The sequence below is a fragment of the Lysobacter sp. cf310 genome (assembly GCF_900114355.1).
GTDB lineage: Bacteria > Pseudomonadota > Gammaproteobacteria > Xanthomonadales > Xanthomonadaceae > Lysobacter.
The window spans coordinates 217,532-233,196 of record NZ_FOSS01000006.1 but is presented as its reverse complement, the minus strand read 5'-3'; the positions used below and the strand labels follow the sequence as shown (position 1 = coordinate 233,196).

Below are 15,665 nucleotides of genomic sequence, written 5' to 3'. Positions count from 1 at the left end.
GCGTCGAACGCCAGTCCAGCACCGCCCACTCCGCACCGACGAGGATCACCGCATGCCCCGCTCCGCCCTGCCCACCGCCCGTACCCTGCTGCTCTACGTCCTCGCCGCAGGCCTGGTCGCCGGCACCCTGGACATCCTTTACGCGACCAGCTTCTGGGGCCTGAAGGGCGTACCGCCGCTGCGCATCGGCCAGAGCATCGCCGCCGGCGTGCTCGGCAAGGACGCGTTCGCCGGCGGCAACGGCGCCGCCGCGCTGGGGCTGTTCCTGCACTATGTGATCGCCACCGGCATGGCCGCGGCCTACGCTCTGGTCGCGCGCCGCTGGCCCGCGCTGACCGCGCAGCCCGTGCGCTACGGCCTGCTCTACGGTCTGCTGCTGTACGCGCTGATGACCTATGTGGTGGTGCCCCTGTCGGCCGTGCCCGGCGGCGGTGGCGGCGGCGGCGCCTTGTGGATCGCGTGCAGCATCGTCGCCCATGCCGTGCTGGTGGGCCTGCCGATCGCGCTGATCCTGCGCCGCGGCTACAACGCCGGCGACCGCACGCGCAGCTCGGGATATGCCGCCGATGCGCGCTGACACCCCAGCCCTGCGCCCGCGCCTGGCGATGGCCGCCGCGCTGGCCTGCGCGGGCGCGCTGGCCGCGCTGCTGGCGATGCCGGCCGGCCACGCCGCGCCCGAACCCGAAGCGCTGGCGCCGATCGCGTTCCCGCAGGGCTATACCGGCTGGACCCACGTCAAAAGCGGCCTGATTCCCGCCGGCCATCCCGCATTCGCCAGCTACGGCGGTCTGCACCACATCTACGCCAACGACACCGCGCTGGCCGGCTACCGCAAGGGCGAGTTCGCCGACGGCTCGGTGCTGGCCTACGACTTGTTCGAAACCCGCACCACGCCCGACGGCAGCATCGACCAGGGCCCGCGTCGCCACGTCGATGTGATGGTCAAGGACGCGCGCCGCTACGCCGCCACCGGTGGCTGGGGCTATGCCGAGTTCGCGGCCGGCGCATCCCAGGACCGTCTCAGCCAGCCCCAGCGCGCCGGCTGCGCGGCCTGCCATGAGCACCGCAAGGCCCAGGGTTACGTTTTCAGCGAGCTCCAGGACTGAGACCTGCCCCTCGCATTCCCCACGGCGGCCAGGGACGGCTGCCGCTTCCTGAGGCTCTGCGACGCCTTGCCGACCGATAACGACGCGCCCGTACGCGCGCGCGTGCGAAAATCGCCGCTTCGCGGAACCGGCCGGCCCGGTCCGCCCCGGCAGGACAGGCGATGATCACCAACGACGTATTGCGCAGCATCCGCTACATGCTCGACCTCAGCGACAACAAGGTCGTGGAACTGGTCAAGCAGGCGGACCCGGATTTCGCCCTCGACAAGACCGAAGTCCAGGCCTTCCTCAAGAAGGACGAGGACGAGGGCTACGCCGAATGCAGCGACGCGGTGCTCGCGCGCTTCCTGGACGGGCTGGTCTATCACTACCGCGGGCGCGACGAGAGCCTGCCGCCGCGCCCGTTCGAAAAACGCGTCAGCAACAACCTGGTGCTGAAGAAGCTGCGCGTGGCCTTCGAACTCAAGGACGTCGACATGCACCAGGCCTTCGCCGACGCCGGCTTCCCGGTCTCCAAGCCGGAACTGAGCGCGCTGTTCCGCCAGCCGGACCACAAGAACTACCGCGCCTGCGGCGATCAGCTGCTGCGCAATTTCCTCAAGGGGCTGACGCTGCGCGTGCGCGGCCGGTCCTGATCCGCGCGCCGCGCATCAGTCCCGGCGCCGGAACCCTTCGATGCGCCGCCACGGCGATTGCGCCGAATCGCGCTCCCAGGCGCTGCCCACTTCGGCACGGACGATGTCCAGCAAGCTGTCGTCCATGCGGATGAAACTTTCCATCGGGCAGATCTTCGGCGGATTCGCATCCAGCCACGCTTGCGTTTCGCTACCGCTTTGGAATATCCAACCCGAGTCGTGCGGATTGTTGGGTTTGGAGCGATAGGCGTAGCACACCGGCAGCCGCTGCGGCCCCATCACCTGGTCCGAGGCCAGCACCAGCGGCGCGAACGCCGCCAACTTGGCGTCGCCATCCGCGGGCGGCGGCGACTTCTTCTTGAACGGCCACATGGCGCGCGCCCCATCCCTACCGTGCGACGGAAACGGCGGCTAGTGCCCGCCGTCCAGCGCCTTCAACTCCGACACCAGCGCGCTGGCCATCTCGGCGCCGTCGCCGAACAGCATGCGCGTGTTGTCGGCGTAGAACAGGGCATTCTCGATGCCGGCGAAGCCGGTGCCCTTGCCGCGCTTGATGACCACGGTGTTCTTGGAATTGACCACGTCCAGGATCGGCATGCCGTAGATCGGCGAGGCCGGATCGGTCTTGGCCACCGGATTGACCACGTCGTTGGCGCCGATCACCAGCGACACGTCGGTGTTGGGGAATTCCGGGTTGATATCGTCCATGTCGACGATCATGTCGTAGGGCACGCCGGCCTCGGCCAGCAGCACGTTCATGTGGCCCGGCATGCGTCCGGCGACCGGATGGATCGCGAACTTCACCTTGACCCCGCGCTCGGTCAGCTTCTGGGTCAGCTCCCAGATCTTGTGCTGGGCCTGCGCCACCGCCAGGCCGTAGCCGGGCACGATCACCACGCGCTCGGCGAAGGCCATCATCGCGGCCACGTCGCCGGCCTCGATCGGCTTCTGGCTGCCGCTGATTTCCTGGGCCTGACCGCCGCCGCCGAAGTTGGAGAACAGCACGCCGGTGATCGGCCGGTTCATCGCCTTGGCCATCAAACGGGTGAGCAGCATGCCGGCCGCACCGACCATGGTGCCGGCGATGATCAGGGCCTCGTTGCCGAGCACGTAGCCTTCGAAGGCCACCGCCAGACCGGTCAGGGCGTTGTACAGCGAGATCACCACCGGCATGTCGGCGCCGCCGATCGGCAGCGTCATCAGCACGCCCAGGGCCAGCGCGACCACGAAGAAGGCGATGATCGCCGGCACGTTCAAGGTCAGCACCACGATCGCGCCCAGCGCCACCAGCGCCAGCGCCACCGCGGCGTTGAAGATCTGCTGGCCCGGGAACACCACGCGCCGGTCGAGGCGGCCGTCGAGCTTGGCCCAGGCGATGATCGAACCCGACAGCGAGACCGCGCCGATCGCCGCGCCGATCACCGCCAGCACCACGGTGACGGTGGGCTGCTGCATGTCGACGTGGCCGGACTGCAACTGCGCCAGCAACGGATCGCTGGTCTGCAGGCTGGCGAAGCGCAGCAGCTCGACCGCGCCGATCGCCGCCGCCGAACCGCCGCCCATGCCGTTGTACAGCGCGACCATCTGCGGCATGTCGGTGATCGCCACCTTCTTGCCCGAGACCCAGGCCAGGCCGGTGCCGATCGCCAGCGCCAGCACGATCAGCACCAGGTTGTGCAGCTCGGGCAGCAGGAAGGTGGCCGCGGTCGCGATCAGCATGCCCATGCCGGCCCAGCGGATGCCGCTGCGCGCGGTCACCGGCGAGGCCATGCGCTGCAGGCCCAGCAGGAACAGGGTGGCGGCGACGAAGTAGCTGGCCGATGCCAGCAGCACCTGCGCGCTCATGCCTGGCCCCCGGACTTGGCGCCGGGCTTCTTGCTGGCCTTGAACATCTCCAGCATGCGCTCGGTAACCACGTAGCCGCCGGCCGCGTTGCCCGCGCCCAGTAGCACGGCGATGAAGCCGATCGCCTTCTCCAGGGTGGTGTCGGCGTGGCCCAGGACCACCATCGCGCCGATCAGGACGATGCCGTGGATGAAGTTGGAGCCGGACATCAGCGGTGTGTGCAGGATCACCGGCACCCGCGAGATGATCACGTGGCCGGCGATCGCCGCCAGCATGAAGATGTACAGCGCCACGAACCCGTCGCCCATCTTTGCCTTCCCCTTGCGATGTCTCCCGCATCATAACGTTCCATGAACCGGGCGCCAGCGCTGTCAACCGTGACGGCGATCGGGCGTTTGCCTCCTCGCAAGGGTTCAAACGCATCCACGACGAGGAGAGCCGCATGAAATCCGCACCGTATCTGGCCGTCCTGGCCTGTCTGGCCGCCCTGGGACTGGCCGGCAACGCCGTCGCCGGCGACCGCGGCGACCGGGTCGAACACCGCATGGAGCGCCATGGCGAGCGCATCGACCAGCGCCTGGACCGGCGCGGCGACCGCATCGAGGCCCGCAGCGACCGCCGCGCGGACGCCCTGGCGGCGCATGGCCACGCGCGCGCCGCCGCCCGCGTCGACCGCCATGGCGAGCGCGTCGAAGCGCGCCTGGACCGTCGCGGCGACCTCGCCCAGGCGCACTGGGAGCGTCGCGGCGAGCGTTACGACCGCCGCTGGGACCGCCGGCATTAAGTCTTGAGCCGTATGCTGCAACTCGTGTCCGCCGAAGCCGACGACCTGGCCCTGGTCGCGCCCGCCCTGGGCGCGCCCGAGCGCAGCCCCGCGACGCTGGAGGAATTCCTCGCCGGCATCGGCACGCGTGCGTTCCGTTTCGCCGAACTCGGCCTGCGCCAGCGCGACGACGCCCTGGACGCGGTGCAGGACGCGATGATGAAGATGCTCGGCTACCGCGAGCGCCCGGCGGCGGAATGGACGCCGCTGTTCTGGAGCATCCTGCGCAGCCGCATCGTCGACGTGCAGCGCCGACGCGCGTTCCGCCTGCGCTGGCTGATGCCGGGCGCGCGCGAGGACGAGGCGCCGATCGACTGGGCCGACGACGGCCCCGACCCGGCGCGCACTCACGACGGGCGCGAAGCCTATGCTCGTCTGGCCGACGCGCTGGGCAGGCTGCCGCGCCGACAGCGCGAGGCCTTCAGCCTGCGAATACTGGAAGAACTCGATGTCGCCACGACCGCGCGGGCGATGGGCTGCAGCGAAGGCGCGGTAAAGACACACCTGTCGCGCGCGCGCGAAGCACTGCAGCGGCAACTGGAGGACTGGCGATGAACCACAACGACCCGCGCTACGGCGCCGCCCCCACGGCCGATGGCGACCGCGCCTTCGACGAGGCCGCACGCGCCCTGCACCGGCGCGCGCTGGGCGAGCTCTCGGCGCCCACCCGCGCCCGATTGCGCCTGGCCCGACACGCCGCGAGCGCCGACGCGCGCGCGCCGCGCCGCGGCCTGGGCTGGGCCCTGGCCAGCGGCTGCGCGGCGGTGTTCGCGCTCGCGATCGGCCTGCAGTTGCAGCGCGGGCCGCAGGCGGTGGCGCCGGCCGCGGTCGCGCCGGTCGCCGCCCTGCCCGCGCCCGCCTACGACAGCAGCACCGCCCTGGCCTCGCTGGACGAGAATCCCGATTTCTATCTGTGGCTGGCGTCCGACGACGACCTGCCCGCAACGGAGTAAGCCGTATGTCCCGCCTTTCGTTCCGCCCCGCACTGGCCGCGCTGTTCGCGCTGGCCCTGCTGGCCGCGGCCCCGGTCCAAGCCGGCGGCCCCAAGCCGGCCGCCCCCCAGGCCGCCACGCCGCCGGCCTGGGAACAGCTCAGCCCGCAGCAGCGCGAACAGCTGATCGCGCCGGTGCGCGAGCGCTGGAACGCCGAACCCGGCGAGCGCCAGCGCATGCTCGAGCACGCGCGCCGCTGGCAGCAGATGACCCCTGACCAGCGCAAGCGCGCGCGCCACGGCATGCGCCGCTGGGAAGGCATGAGCCCGGAACAGCGCGAACAGGCGCGCGCCCTATTCGGCCAGATGCGCCATCTCAGCGAAGCCGAGCGCGAAGCGCTGCGCGAACGCTGGCGCGCGATGACCCCGGAACAGCGCCGCGAGTGGATGCAGGCCAATCCGCCGAAACCGCGCGACCGCGACGACGACCGCGATCGCCGCGGCCCGAAGGACGCGCCGCGCGCAGAGCGTTGACGTGTGTCCCCCCTTTGCAAAGGGGGGGTTAGGGGGATTTGCTGTTGCTCCTGAGCCTCTAAAGCCCAAAAGCAAATCCCCCTCAATCCCCCTTTTTCAAAGGGGGAGGACAAGCAGAGCGCCGCCGCCTTTTTGCGAAGGGGGAGATCAGCGGGAAGACCAGCGGGGCGTCGCTCTTGCGCCATGCAGGAATAGCTCGCGGCGACGGCTCATTCCGCCTCGACATCGACCCTAGGCGCATCCGGCCGTTGCCGGTCCAGCGATTGCCGATAACGCACGCAACCGCGCATGAAGGCCGGCCACTCCGGTACCGCGATCTCCGCCGGCGTGGGCTCGGGCAAGAGATCCCACAACTGCGGGTGATGCCAGCACAGCGCGTGCAGGCTGCTGTCGCGATGCGCGCGAATGCCGGCGCGCAGGCGTCGTACTTCCTCGCGCAGCGATTCGATCGTCATTGCGTCGAGATCGTCGTCCATGCCAGGGCTCCGCTCGGGGACGTCGTGCAGCTTGCGCGCACTCAGGTTAAGCGCGTGCAACCGAGCGCTGAACAGCAATGGGCCGAGCCTCGATCAGCTTTCGCTGACGCGAACACCATGCGCGCGGGCCAGGGACACAATCGGCTCCAAGGCCTCCTGCAGCTGGCGGGAGGGTAAGCAGTGTGCGCAATTTCGCGAGAAAAACAGCAACAGGAAACCGCCTTGTTGCTTCACCTGCACGATCGCTTTCCAAGACTGCGTCCATTCCTCGGTCTCGCTGAAGGCGCGCAAGCCGAAGTCGCCGAAGCGGTATCGGTAGATCCGTCCTTTGTGGGCCCGGGAGAAGTGCACCGTGGCGGTCAGGACAGCCTGCAGCAACAACGGGAATGCCAACGCCAGCACCAGCGCCGCCAGTGCCGGGCCTTCCGCATCGATCGAAAAGCCCCGATACAGTTGCACCAGCAGCAGCACCGATACGATCAACGGCGCCGCCAGTATCCCCAGGATGCCTACCGGGGTCTGCCACGACATCACCAGGGCCGAGCGGAGCCGATCCCAATAGCTGTAGCGGAACCGAATCTCGATCTCGGACTGATCCGGCGCCGGCGAACTCATGCCGCCGCCGCGCGCTCCGGCCACACCGTCTTGGCCAACAGTTCGTCGTTCCAGTCGAACTTGAGCTCGCCGTTGTCGACGAACAGGCTGACGAAGTTGAACACGTTGCGCGCGTACATCTCGCTGGCGTGCACGGCGCCGCTGCTGGCCAGGTTGAGCGGGCCGGCGATGGTCACGCCCTCCACGTCCACGGTCTCGCCGGGACGGGTGAGTTCGCAGTTGCCGCCGGTTTCCGCGGCCAGGTCCACCAGCACGCTGCCCGGCTTCATGCCGGCGATCATCGCCGCGCTCACGATCTTCGGCGCCGGGCGGCCCGGCACGGCGGCGGTGCAGACGATCACGTCGATGTTCTTCAGGTGCTCGCCGAGGCGGCGCTGCTGCTCGGCGCGCTCCTCTTCGGTGAGCTGGCGCGCGTAACCGCCTTCGCCCGCGGCGCTCACGCCCAGGTCGAGGAACTTGCCGCCCAGCGATTCGATCTGCTCGCGCGTCTCCGGACGCACGTCGAAGCCTTCGACCTGCGCGCCCAGGCGCTTGGCGGTGGCGATGGCCTGCAGGCCGGCGACGCCGGCGCCGACGATCAACACCTTGGACGGACGGATGGTACCGGCCGCCGTGGTCAGCATCGGGAAGAAACGCGGCGCCAGTTGCGCGGCGATCAGCACCGCCTTGTAGCCGGCCATGCCGGCCTGCGAGCTCAGCACGTCCATGGCCTGGGCGCGGGTGGTGCGCGGCAGGCGTTCCAGCGGGAACGCGACCAGTCCGCGCGCGACGATGGCGTCGCCGCGCGCGGGGTCGGCCTGCGGCGCCAGCGAGCCGACCAGCACCGCGCCTTCGCGCAGGCGGCCCAGGCCGGCCGGGTCCGGCGGCTGCACGCACAGCACCAGGTCGGCGTCGGCCAGCGCGGCGGCGGCATCGTCGGCGAGTTCGGCGCCGGCCTGCGCATAGGCCTCGTCGCCGAAGCTGGCGGCGCGACCGGCCCCGCGCTGCACGCGCACGCGCGCACCGCGCGCGACGAGCTTCTTGCAGGTTTCCGGGGTCAGCGCGACGCGCCGTTCGCCCGCAGCGGTTTCGCTCGCAACGCCTATGGTGATGCCCGCCATGCTTCGCTCCGTACCCGGTGATGGTGTCTCGCCGCATCCTAGCCGAATAAGGCGAGGAGCGAACGCGGAGGCGCGAGGGGCGAGCTGGGCGCCGTTGGCGCCGCTACGGATGGGATAAGCCGCTAATCAACCGGTCGCACTGTGGCGCGCCGGCGATCATGGAGCAGGAGCCGCTCTCGCTCGCTCCTCACTCCTCCCACTCTTTCCTGGCTTTCAGCGGTGGCCGACCGCGCGATCGAGATGGCGGCGGACCTGGCGCATGGCCTCGTCGAAGGCGTTGCGCTCGGCGCCGATGCTGAGCCGGCCTTCGCCGGCCAGGATCGCGAGCTCTTCCGGCGAGGCCGCGAACACGCGCAGGCCGCGGCGGTTGACCAGCAGGTAACGCGAGGTCAGCGGGCTGACCCAGGCCACCTTGGCCGCGATCTGTTCGCCCTGCAGGTCGGTCAGGCGCAGCCAGTCGCCCGGATCCAGACCGCGCATGCGCTCGGCCAGCACCGGATCGTGCTGCGACACGTCCTTGCCAGGTGGCAGGAAGCGGCGGGTTTCCTCGATCGCCTCGTCCTCGGCCGCGGGCAGCGGCGAGGCCGGACGCGTGCGGCGCGCCGAATCCGGCGTCGCCAGCGCGCGCACCAGACCGGCCATGCCGTGCTGGGCGGCGCTGTCGTCCAGGCCGGAACTGGCCAGGCACTGCACGATCAGCGGCTGCAGCGAGATCAGGCGGTCGGCGAGCTCGCGCCCGCGTTGTTCGGAAGCCAGGCGGTCGGCCTCGATCAGGGCGTCGCCCAGCGACAGGGCTTCGTCGCGGCGCGCTTCGCCGCCTTCGCGCAGCAGCACCTGGACCAGGTGATGGCGCCAGGGCATGGCCAGGAAGTCGGCCACGGCCTGGGTCAGCGGCGGCTCGGCCAGGCGCTCGCGCAGGGCGTGATCGGCCTGGTTGCGCGCCGCGCCGAGGCGCTCGCGTCCGTAGGTGGCCTTGGCCGCGCGCTGCTCCTGCAGCTCGACGCGGCGGCGCTGCTGCGCCAGCAGGGCGTCGAGTTCGGCGTGCGCCATCTCGAACACGGCCACGTCTTCGTTGTACTCGGCGACCACGCGCTGCGAGATCTCGGTGGCGCGGTCGAGCAATTCGCGGTCCTGCGGGGTCTCGCCGTCGTTGCCTTCGCAGGCCTCGGTGATCGCGTCGAGCAGGCGGCGCGCCGGATGCTCGCGTTTGACGAAGACTTCGTTGTCGGTCAGCGCGACCTTGACGTAGGGCAGCACCAAGCGCGCGTACAGACGGCGCGCACGATCCTGCAAAGCGTGATTGCGGAACAGCGAATCGAACAACAAGGCGACCAGATCGATCGCATCGTCTTCTTCGGCGCTGAAGCAGGTCTGGTCGGGGTTGAGGCCGAGCCGGCGCGCGCCGTCGTGCAGATGGTCGCGGATGCTCTCGCCCAGGCGCCCGGACACGGCCAGGGCGCGCGCGAACGCGTCCGGCGGTTCGGGTTGCAGCAGCGAAGCCACGCTGACCACTTCATCGATACGCAGCTCGCGGCGCGGCGCCATCGTGCGCTGCGGAGCGTGAGCATTGGGAACGGCGTCGGACCGCATCAGTCCTTCGCGCCAGGCATGCAATTGACTGCGCAAGTCGGCGAGCTCGCTGGCCATGGCCGCGATATCGCTGGGCGACATCGACGGACGTTGGGGGTCGTGTTGGGCGGCCGAGCCGCCGTGGGGCGGCGCGACGCCGCCATATGCGCCATAACCGCCGGCGCCCGGCGCAGGCCCCCCAAAGCCCGCGCCATAGTTCGGATCGAAACTGTCGCCGTAGCCGCGCTCGCGCACCGGTTCGCGCGGCGGCTTGGCGCCCAGGCCCGGGCCTAGCCCGACCCCGTAGCCGCCGCTGGACAGCAAGGTGTTGACCCGGCCGTACAGATCGCCGAGCACGCGCGCCAGTTCGTGTTCGTACTGGCGGAACAGACGCGCGCGCAGCGCCTCGGGCAGCTGCGCGTCGACGAAGGTCTCGACGAAGGCGGCGACCAGGCGCTGCGGGCCGATCGGATTCGGGCCGGGCGCCAGGCCCATGACCTCCGAAACCGCGGCCAGACGGCCCTGGACCATATCCAGGGGGCGCGCGTAGCGGCCGCACAGGGATTCGGTCAGGCGTTCGCCGGCCAGGTCGAATTCGAGCTGGTTCTCGTCCACCAGCCGCATCGGCACTTCGCCGCCGCTGCGGATGCGCAGGGCGCGGAATTCGTCGAAGCCCTTGGCCACCTGCTGGCGGAACGCCATCACATGGGTAGCCTGATGCTGCCGCAGGACCCACAATGCGGCTTGTTCTTCGTATTGATGGTTCTTGCCGTCGCCCTTGAGCGAGTCCACCTTCATGGCGTCCTCGATCGGTCCGTACAGGGTTCCAGGCAGGCCGCCCAGCTGCTCCAACGCCAGGCGCTTGATCTCCTCGAGCATGCGCAAGGGATCGGTACGCGTGGCTTGAGCTACGCCGTGCAGATGACCAGACACTGCGTGTTCCCCTGTTCCCGTGAAGGGCTTGAATCGTGTGGACCGAACGTGCCGTTTTTAGGCAGTTGGCAACAGCATAGTGGCAAGATACGACAGCGAATGCACACACAAAATAGGCTTTTGTGACCGATGTCCCGAATCGATACCGACTTCCCTCCTGAATCCGAAAAAGCGTTAGCGGCTCTAGACACTCGGCGCTCGGTGCCAGCCAAACAGCTGACCGAACCGGGCCCGGACCCGCGCGAACTCGAGCGCATGCTGCGCTCGGCGGTGCGTGTGCCGGACCACGGCAAACGCGTGCCGTTCCGCTTTCTCAGCATCCGCGGCGACGCCCGCCACAGCCTGGGCGAGCGCCTGGCCGCGCGCGGCCGCGAGCGCGACCCCGACGCCGGCGAGGCCGCGTTCGAGAAGGACCGCGGGCGTTTCTCGCACGCTCCTTTAATAGTGGTGGTGATCGCGCGCCTGGGGCCCGACGAGAAGATCCCCGAGCAGGAACGCCTGCTGACCGCCGGCAGCGTCTGTTTCGCCCTGCTCCAGGCCGCCCAGGCCCTGGGCTACGGCGCGGTCTGGCTGACCGGCTGGCCGGCCTACGACGCCCAGGTCCTGTCCTGGCTGGGCCTGGGCGCGGACGAGCGCGTGGCCGGCTTCATCCACATCGGCACGCCCAAGCTCGAGGCGCCCGAGCGCGAGCGTCCCGACCCGCGCGAGCTGCTGACCGCCTGGACGCCCGAATGAGCGCCGCGCGCCCGCCGCTGTACCTGGTAGACGCCAGCCTGTACGTGTTCCGCGCCTGGCACTCGATGCCCAACGAGTTCGAGGACGCCGAGGGCTGGCCGACCAATGCCGTGCACGGCTTCGCGCGCTTCCTGGTCGAACTGATCGAGCGCGAACGCCCGCGCCACATCGCGATCGCCTTCGACGAGGCCCTGGACTCGTGCTTCCGTAACACCTTCTACCCGGCCTACAAGGCCAACCGCGAACCGGCGCCGCAGGAACTCAAGCGCCAGTTCGTGCACTGCAAGTCGCTGTGCCGCGCGCTCGGCCTGCCGGTGCTGGCGCACAGCGAGTACGAGGCCGACGACTTGATCGGCAGCGCCCTGGCGGCGATGCGCGCCCAGGGCTACCGCGGCGTGATCGTCTCGGCCGACAAGGACCTGTCGCAGCTGCTGGACGGCCCCGACGAGCAATGGGACTACGCGCGCGGCCAACGCTGGCGCGCCGACGGCGTGCCGGCGCGCCACGGCGTCGAGGCCCGTCAGATCGCCGACTACCTGGCCCTGTGCGGCGACGCCGTCGACAACATCCCCGGCGTGCCCGGCATCGGCGCCAAGACCGCGGCGGCCCTGCTCGGCCACTTCGGCACCCTGGACGCGCTGCTGGCGCGGGTCGAGGAAGTCCCGTTCCTGCGCGTGCGCGGCGCCGCTAGCGCGGCCGCGCGCCTGCGCGAACACCGCGAGCAGGCCCTGTTGTGCCGGCGCCTGACCACCATCGCCCTGGACGCCCCGCTGGGCGAAGACGCCGCCCCGTTCCTGCGCGGCCGCGGCCTGGCCCCGGAGCTGCTGGGCCTGTGCGAAGCCCTGCGTTTCGGCCCCATGACCCGGCGCCGCCTGCACGAGGCCGCCGGCCTGGACTTCGCGACGTCATCGCTTCCGTCGTAGCATCGGGGCGAACGAACGCCCGGACCTGCGATGAACGAACCAGTCGAAACCCTGTACGACGGCCAATGGCTGCGGATGATGCGCCGCGGCCGCTGGGAGTACGCCGAGCGCACCCACGGCAAGGGCATGGCGGTGATCATCGTCGCCGTCACGCCCGAAGATAAGCTGCTGTTCGTCGAGCAGTACCGCGTGCCCTTGAACGCGCGCACCATCGAAATGCCGGCCGGCCTGGTCGGCGACGACCACGACGCCGACACCCTGGAAAGCGCCGCGCGCCGCGAGCTGATCGAGGAAACCGGCTGGGAGGCCGAACGCGTCGAAGTGCTGCTGACCGGCCCGACCTCCTCGGGCATGAGCAGCGAACGCATCGCCTTCGTGCGCGCGCGCCAGCTGCGCCGCGTCGGCGAAGGCGGCGGCGTCGACGGTGAGGACATCGTGGTCCACGAAGTACCGCGCGCCGACGCGCCGGGCTGGCTGATGCGCAAGCACGCCGAAGGCTACGAGCTCGATCTCAAGCTGTGGGCCGGCTTGTGGATGATCGAACACAATCCGGATGGGTCGCGCGCGGATTGAGCGAGACCGCGGAGGCGCTGACCCGATCGCCTCCGATCGCTTAAGCCGCCCAGGCCGCGTCGCGGCGCGTGCGGCCCGCGTTGCCACACTCGGTCCACATCCCTTGCTCATTTCCCTAAGCCGCCCGCTCGGGCAAGCTGGCTGGCGCATCGATGCGTATCCGCACATCCACGGAGCGATCGGCGCGCCAACGCCGCGGCACGCGGCCCGGATCGGGCGAGATCATGAAACTGCCGCACTTCCTCAGCAGCTACCTCAAGCAAAGTCGTGACCTGCTGGAGACCCACGGTGAGGATCGCGCGATGTCGTTGGCGGTAGGCGGCGATTTCGAAGCGGTGGGCGCGCTCGAATTCTGCCTGCTCAAGCAATTGGGGCTGGCGCCGGATCACAGCGTGATCGATGTGGGCTGCGGCAGCGGCCGCCTCGCCATGCAGCTGCGCTCTTATCTGCTCGGCCCCTATGTCGGCATCGACGTGGTCCCAGAACTCTACGAGTACGCGCGCAAACAGTGCGCGCGCGAGGACTGGCGCTTCTACGCCGCCCCGGGCACTCGGATTCCCGAACCCAACGACAGCGCGGACTTCGTGGTGTTCTTCTCCGTCTTCACGCACCTACTGCACGAAGAAACCTACCGCTATCTGCGCGAAGCCGCGCGCACGCTCAAACCCGGCGGCAAGATCGTCTTTTCCTTCCTGGAGTTCGGCATTCCCAGCCACTGGTTCATCTTCGAACACTCAGTGGCCGACGAGCGCGCGGACAAGGTGCTCAACCAGTTCATGGACCGCGACCTGATCCGCGCGTTCGCGACGCACCTGGGCCTGCAGGTGCTCGAGCTCCACGACGGGCATTTGCCGCATATCGCCCTGGACCGCAGCATCCGTTGGGACAGCGGCAAGGAAATGAGCGGCAGCGGCAACCTCGGCCAATCGGTCGCAGTACTCGTCAAGCCCATCCAGGCCGCATCGTCCTCCGCGCCGGCTTGAGCGCCGTGCTGCGGCCGGCACGCTCAGCGCTGCAGGCGCCTTGGCACCTGATCGCGCGACCACAGACACATTTCGCGATCTCCGCCACCGTCCACCACCCGCCAGCTCACCTCGCGCGGAAATAGGTAGGGCGCCTCGAACAGATCCATCCATCGCCAGTCGCCACTGGCGATGTCCCGGTTCGAGAAGCCATTCTTGTTGAGATGCGTGGTGGTGAGCAAATACGGAATGCCAGAATCCAGGAAGTTCGCCAGCGCCCGCTCGGTGTCCTCGTACGACAGATGGAACAGGCAGTCCCGGCACAGCATCAGGTCGGCCTGCGGCAAAGCATCGCGGGTCAGGTCGACATGGACGAAGCCGACATTGTCGAGGTGAGCGAACGCCTCGGCGTTGCGTTGGACCAGATCCTGGACGATATCCGCGCCGGTGTAGCGCAGATCGGCACCTTCCACCACGTGCCGCATCCAATTGAAGTCACCGCAAGGGGCATCGAGCATTGAGCGTATGCCGTGCGATTCGAACAATTCCGGCAGCGCCGCGCGCAGGGTCTGGGTACGCGCCAGGGTGGACGAAGGGCCGCTCACGCTTTCGTCGCAACGCCAGGCGTTGGTCTTGAAGATGCGGGTGAAGCGGCCCTCGATGCTCGAATCGCTCATGCGTACCTCGAATGGAATGGATGCCCGACCGCCCCCGACCTCAGGCCGAGAGCCGTCGCAGTAACTCGTGGCCGGTGCGACCGGAATCGGCGATCGCGTTGCCATGAACCTTGATGAAGTCTCCGGACTGCAGAAAGGCCACGCCGCCTTGCATATCAGCGATATGCGACAAAGCCTCCACCGCGAACTCGACCTTGCCCATCTGCATCCACAACCAGGCCTGCTTGAACCACACGTCCAGACGATTGGGCCATACCATGCACAGCGTGATCCCGATCGATTCGGCGGCCTCCATGTCGCCGCTCACGATCGCATCGTGGCGACGGTCGTAGATCTCCTTGGCCGAGAACGCTCGCTCCGTGACGATCAGGCGCTTGTCGAGCAGGAACGAGGTCGCGGCGCGGTGTAGGCTGTGCGATTTCCCGGTCGCCAAACCTTCGGCCGCCAGCAGCAGCAGCCGGAATTCCAGGTCCAGATGCGGATACAGCCGCGCGAAGCCCGGCTCCCGAATCTGCTTAAGGAATTCGCCGTAATAATGCCGACCGCCCCAGCCATGCGCGTTCTCGCGCGAGTAGTGGCCGCCCGCGCTGCCGGTGGTGCGCCCCAGCGGATCGCGACTGAGCGACATATGCAGGCCGCACTCCGGACGCTGCTGGAAGTCCATCGGCACCATCAAGCCCTTTCTGCGCATGCATTCGTACAGCACGTACTCGTCGTTCTCGACTGCCAGATCCAGGTCCTGAATCGAGGGCAAGGGATAGTAGCGATCGTACTCGCAGAAGTGCAGACCGGACAGGCGCGGCTTCTCGGACATGGCGAACTGCAGCCGCAAGATGTTGCTGAACGCAAGCGCGTGACGCGCGATCAGCTCCTCATGCACTTCGCAGACGTCTTCGAACACCAGCAGATCGATGTCGCCGATATAGATGTAACGCGCCTTGAGCTGCGGCGCCTCCACAAAGCGCACCACGTTCGGGACGATGCGCGGCTGTTTGCGCGCGAGTTCGGACTGGCGAATCAGGAAGCGTCCTGGATAAGCCTCTTCCAGGATCGCCAATGCGCGCGCGTAACGGACCTGGAAGGAATCGTAGTCCTGCAGGCATATCTCCACCAGGGAGTCTGGATTGCTCCTCAAGGCGAAGTAAACGTATGGGATCGCGAACAGGTCGTAACGCCTGTCCGCGTATGAGAAGAACAGTACTTTGGCTGGATTCGACATGCGCGCTCG

20 protein-coding genes are annotated in these 15,665 nt (G+C 68.8%); 11 read left to right on the top strand and 9 right to left on the bottom strand.

Features of this window, described 5'->3' with window-relative positions; genetic code table 11:
• The first annotated feature begins 52 nt into the window (after positions 1-52).
• The 3 genes from BMZ45_RS19750 (at position 53) to BMZ45_RS19740 (ending at position 1,741) form a co-directional block, all read left to right on the top strand.
• On the top strand, positions 53-577 hold the full coding sequence (locus tag BMZ45_RS19750) for a hypothetical protein (protein WP_091638223.1): 525 nt from the start codon (positions 53-55) through the stop codon (positions 575-577).
• Positions 567-1,106 carry a cytochrome P460 family protein gene (locus tag BMZ45_RS19745; protein WP_175489165.1) on the top strand — a complete coding sequence of 180 codons (540 nt, stop codon included), beginning with the start codon at positions 567-569 and terminating at the stop codon, positions 1,104-1,106. Before BMZ45_RS19750 ends, BMZ45_RS19745 begins: the two co-directional genes overlap by 11 nt.
• 161 nt (positions 1,107-1,267) lie before the next feature.
• Positions 1,268-1,741: a DUF1456 family protein gene (locus tag BMZ45_RS19740; RefSeq protein WP_091638221.1), complete on the top strand. Its 474-nt coding sequence runs from the start codon at positions 1,268-1,270 to the stop codon at positions 1,739-1,741.
• Between the two features lie 15 nt (positions 1,742-1,756).
• On the opposite strand, the gene BMZ45_RS19735 is transcribed toward BMZ45_RS19740, so the two are convergent.
• Genes BMZ45_RS19735 through BMZ45_RS19725 form a run of 3 tightly spaced genes read right to left on the bottom strand, consistent with a single transcriptional unit; the run spans position 1,757 to position 3,894 of the window.
• On the bottom strand, positions 1,757-2,113 hold the full coding sequence (locus BMZ45_RS19735) for an immunity protein Imm33 domain-containing protein (RefSeq protein WP_091638220.1): 357 nt from the start codon (positions 2,111-2,113) through the stop codon (positions 1,757-1,759).
• Between the two features lie 39 nt (positions 2,114-2,152).
• Positions 2,153-3,586, bottom strand: a complete 1,434-nt coding sequence (locus BMZ45_RS19730) for an NAD(P)(+) transhydrogenase (Re/Si-specific) subunit beta (RefSeq protein WP_091638219.1) — start codon at positions 3,584-3,586, stop codon at positions 2,153-2,155.
• Positions 3,583-3,894: an NAD(P) transhydrogenase subunit alpha gene (locus tag BMZ45_RS19725; protein ID WP_091638218.1), complete on the bottom strand. Its 312-nt coding sequence runs from the start codon at positions 3,892-3,894 to the stop codon at positions 3,583-3,585. Before BMZ45_RS19725 ends, BMZ45_RS19730 begins: the two co-directional genes overlap by 4 nt.
• A 134-nt stretch (positions 3,895-4,028) precedes the next feature.
• Between BMZ45_RS19725 and BMZ45_RS19720 the strand changes: the two genes are divergently transcribed.
• The 4 genes from BMZ45_RS19720 to BMZ45_RS19705 are packed head-to-tail and all read left to right on the top strand — an operon-like array spanning position 4,029 to position 5,874.
• Positions 4,029-4,370: a hypothetical protein gene (locus tag BMZ45_RS19720; RefSeq protein WP_091638217.1), complete on the top strand. Its 342-nt coding sequence runs from the start codon at positions 4,029-4,031 to the stop codon at positions 4,368-4,370.
• Between the two features lie 3 nt (positions 4,371-4,373).
• Positions 4,374-4,964 carry an RNA polymerase sigma factor gene (locus BMZ45_RS19715; RefSeq protein WP_254776704.1) on the top strand — a complete coding sequence of 197 codons (591 nt, stop codon included), beginning with the start codon at positions 4,374-4,376 and terminating at the stop codon, positions 4,962-4,964.
• Positions 4,961-5,362, top strand: coding sequence for a hypothetical protein (locus tag BMZ45_RS19710; protein ID WP_091638215.1), 402 nt, complete (start codon positions 4,961-4,963; stop codon positions 5,360-5,362). Before BMZ45_RS19715 ends, BMZ45_RS19710 begins: the two co-directional genes overlap by 4 nt.
• A gap of 5 nt (positions 5,363-5,367) precedes the next feature.
• Positions 5,368-5,874 carry a DUF3106 domain-containing protein gene (locus BMZ45_RS19705; RefSeq protein ID WP_091638214.1) on the top strand — a complete coding sequence of 169 codons (507 nt, stop codon included), beginning with the start codon at positions 5,368-5,370 and terminating at the stop codon, positions 5,872-5,874.
• A 209-nt stretch (positions 5,875-6,083) separates the two neighbouring features.
• Here the strand turns inward: BMZ45_RS19705 and BMZ45_RS19700 are convergent, their stop codons facing one another.
• The 4 genes from BMZ45_RS19700 to BMZ45_RS19685 all read right to left on the bottom strand — a co-directional run bounded on the left by BMZ45_RS19700 (position 6,084) and on the right by BMZ45_RS19685 (position 10,567).
• Entirely contained in the window at positions 6,084-6,350 is a 267-nt protein-coding gene (locus BMZ45_RS19700) for a hypothetical protein (protein WP_091638213.1), read from the bottom strand.
• A gap of 93 nt (positions 6,351-6,443) precedes the next feature.
• Positions 6,444-6,965 (bottom strand): YcxB family protein, encoded by a 522-nt coding sequence (locus BMZ45_RS19695; RefSeq protein ID WP_139215597.1) that lies wholly within the window; start codon positions 6,963-6,965, stop codon positions 6,444-6,446.
• Complete coding sequence (locus tag BMZ45_RS19690) at positions 6,962-8,065, bottom strand: NAD(P) transhydrogenase subunit alpha (RefSeq protein ID WP_091638211.1); 1,104 nt, start codon at positions 8,063-8,065, stop codon at positions 6,962-6,964. Before BMZ45_RS19690 ends, BMZ45_RS19695 begins: the two co-directional genes overlap by 4 nt.
• A 213-nt stretch (positions 8,066-8,278) precedes the next feature.
• Positions 8,279-10,567, bottom strand: a complete 2,289-nt coding sequence (locus tag BMZ45_RS19685; protein WP_343124213.1) for a DUF1631 family protein — start codon at positions 10,565-10,567, stop codon at positions 8,279-8,281.
• A gap of 129 nt (positions 10,568-10,696) precedes the next feature.
• Here BMZ45_RS19685 and BMZ45_RS19680 point away from each other — a divergent pair, with 129 nt between their 5' ends.
• The 4 genes from BMZ45_RS19680 to BMZ45_RS19665 all read left to right on the top strand — a co-directional run bounded on the left by BMZ45_RS19680 (position 10,697) and on the right by BMZ45_RS19665 (position 13,781).
• Positions 10,697-11,302 carry a nitroreductase family protein gene (locus tag BMZ45_RS19680; RefSeq protein WP_091638209.1) on the top strand — a complete coding sequence of 202 codons (606 nt, stop codon included), beginning with the start codon at positions 10,697-10,699 and terminating at the stop codon, positions 11,300-11,302.
• A complete protein-coding gene (locus BMZ45_RS19675) occupies positions 11,299-12,225 on the top strand; it encodes a 5'-3' exonuclease (protein ID WP_091638208.1) in 927 nt (308 codons plus the stop codon). The genes BMZ45_RS19680 and BMZ45_RS19675 overlap by 4 nt, the downstream gene beginning before the upstream one ends.
• Before the next feature lie 30 nt (positions 12,226-12,255).
• On the top strand, positions 12,256-12,798 hold the full coding sequence (locus BMZ45_RS19670) for an NUDIX hydrolase (RefSeq protein ID WP_091638207.1): 543 nt from the start codon (positions 12,256-12,258) through the stop codon (positions 12,796-12,798).
• 224 nt (positions 12,799-13,022) lie between these two features.
• On the top strand, positions 13,023-13,781 hold the full coding sequence (locus BMZ45_RS19665) for a class I SAM-dependent methyltransferase (protein WP_091638206.1): 759 nt from the start codon (positions 13,023-13,025) through the stop codon (positions 13,779-13,781).
• A gap of 23 nt (positions 13,782-13,804) precedes the next feature.
• Here the strand turns inward: BMZ45_RS19665 and BMZ45_RS19660 are convergent, their stop codons facing one another.
• Complete coding sequence (locus BMZ45_RS19660; protein WP_091638205.1) at positions 13,805-14,437, bottom strand: class I SAM-dependent methyltransferase; 633 nt, start codon at positions 14,435-14,437, stop codon at positions 13,805-13,807.
• Positions 14,438-14,477: 40 nt separating this feature from the next.
• Complete coding sequence (locus BMZ45_RS19655) at positions 14,478-15,656, bottom strand: hypothetical protein (RefSeq protein ID WP_139215596.1); 1,179 nt, start codon at positions 15,654-15,656, stop codon at positions 14,478-14,480.
• Positions 15,657-15,665 lie beyond the last annotated feature (9 nt).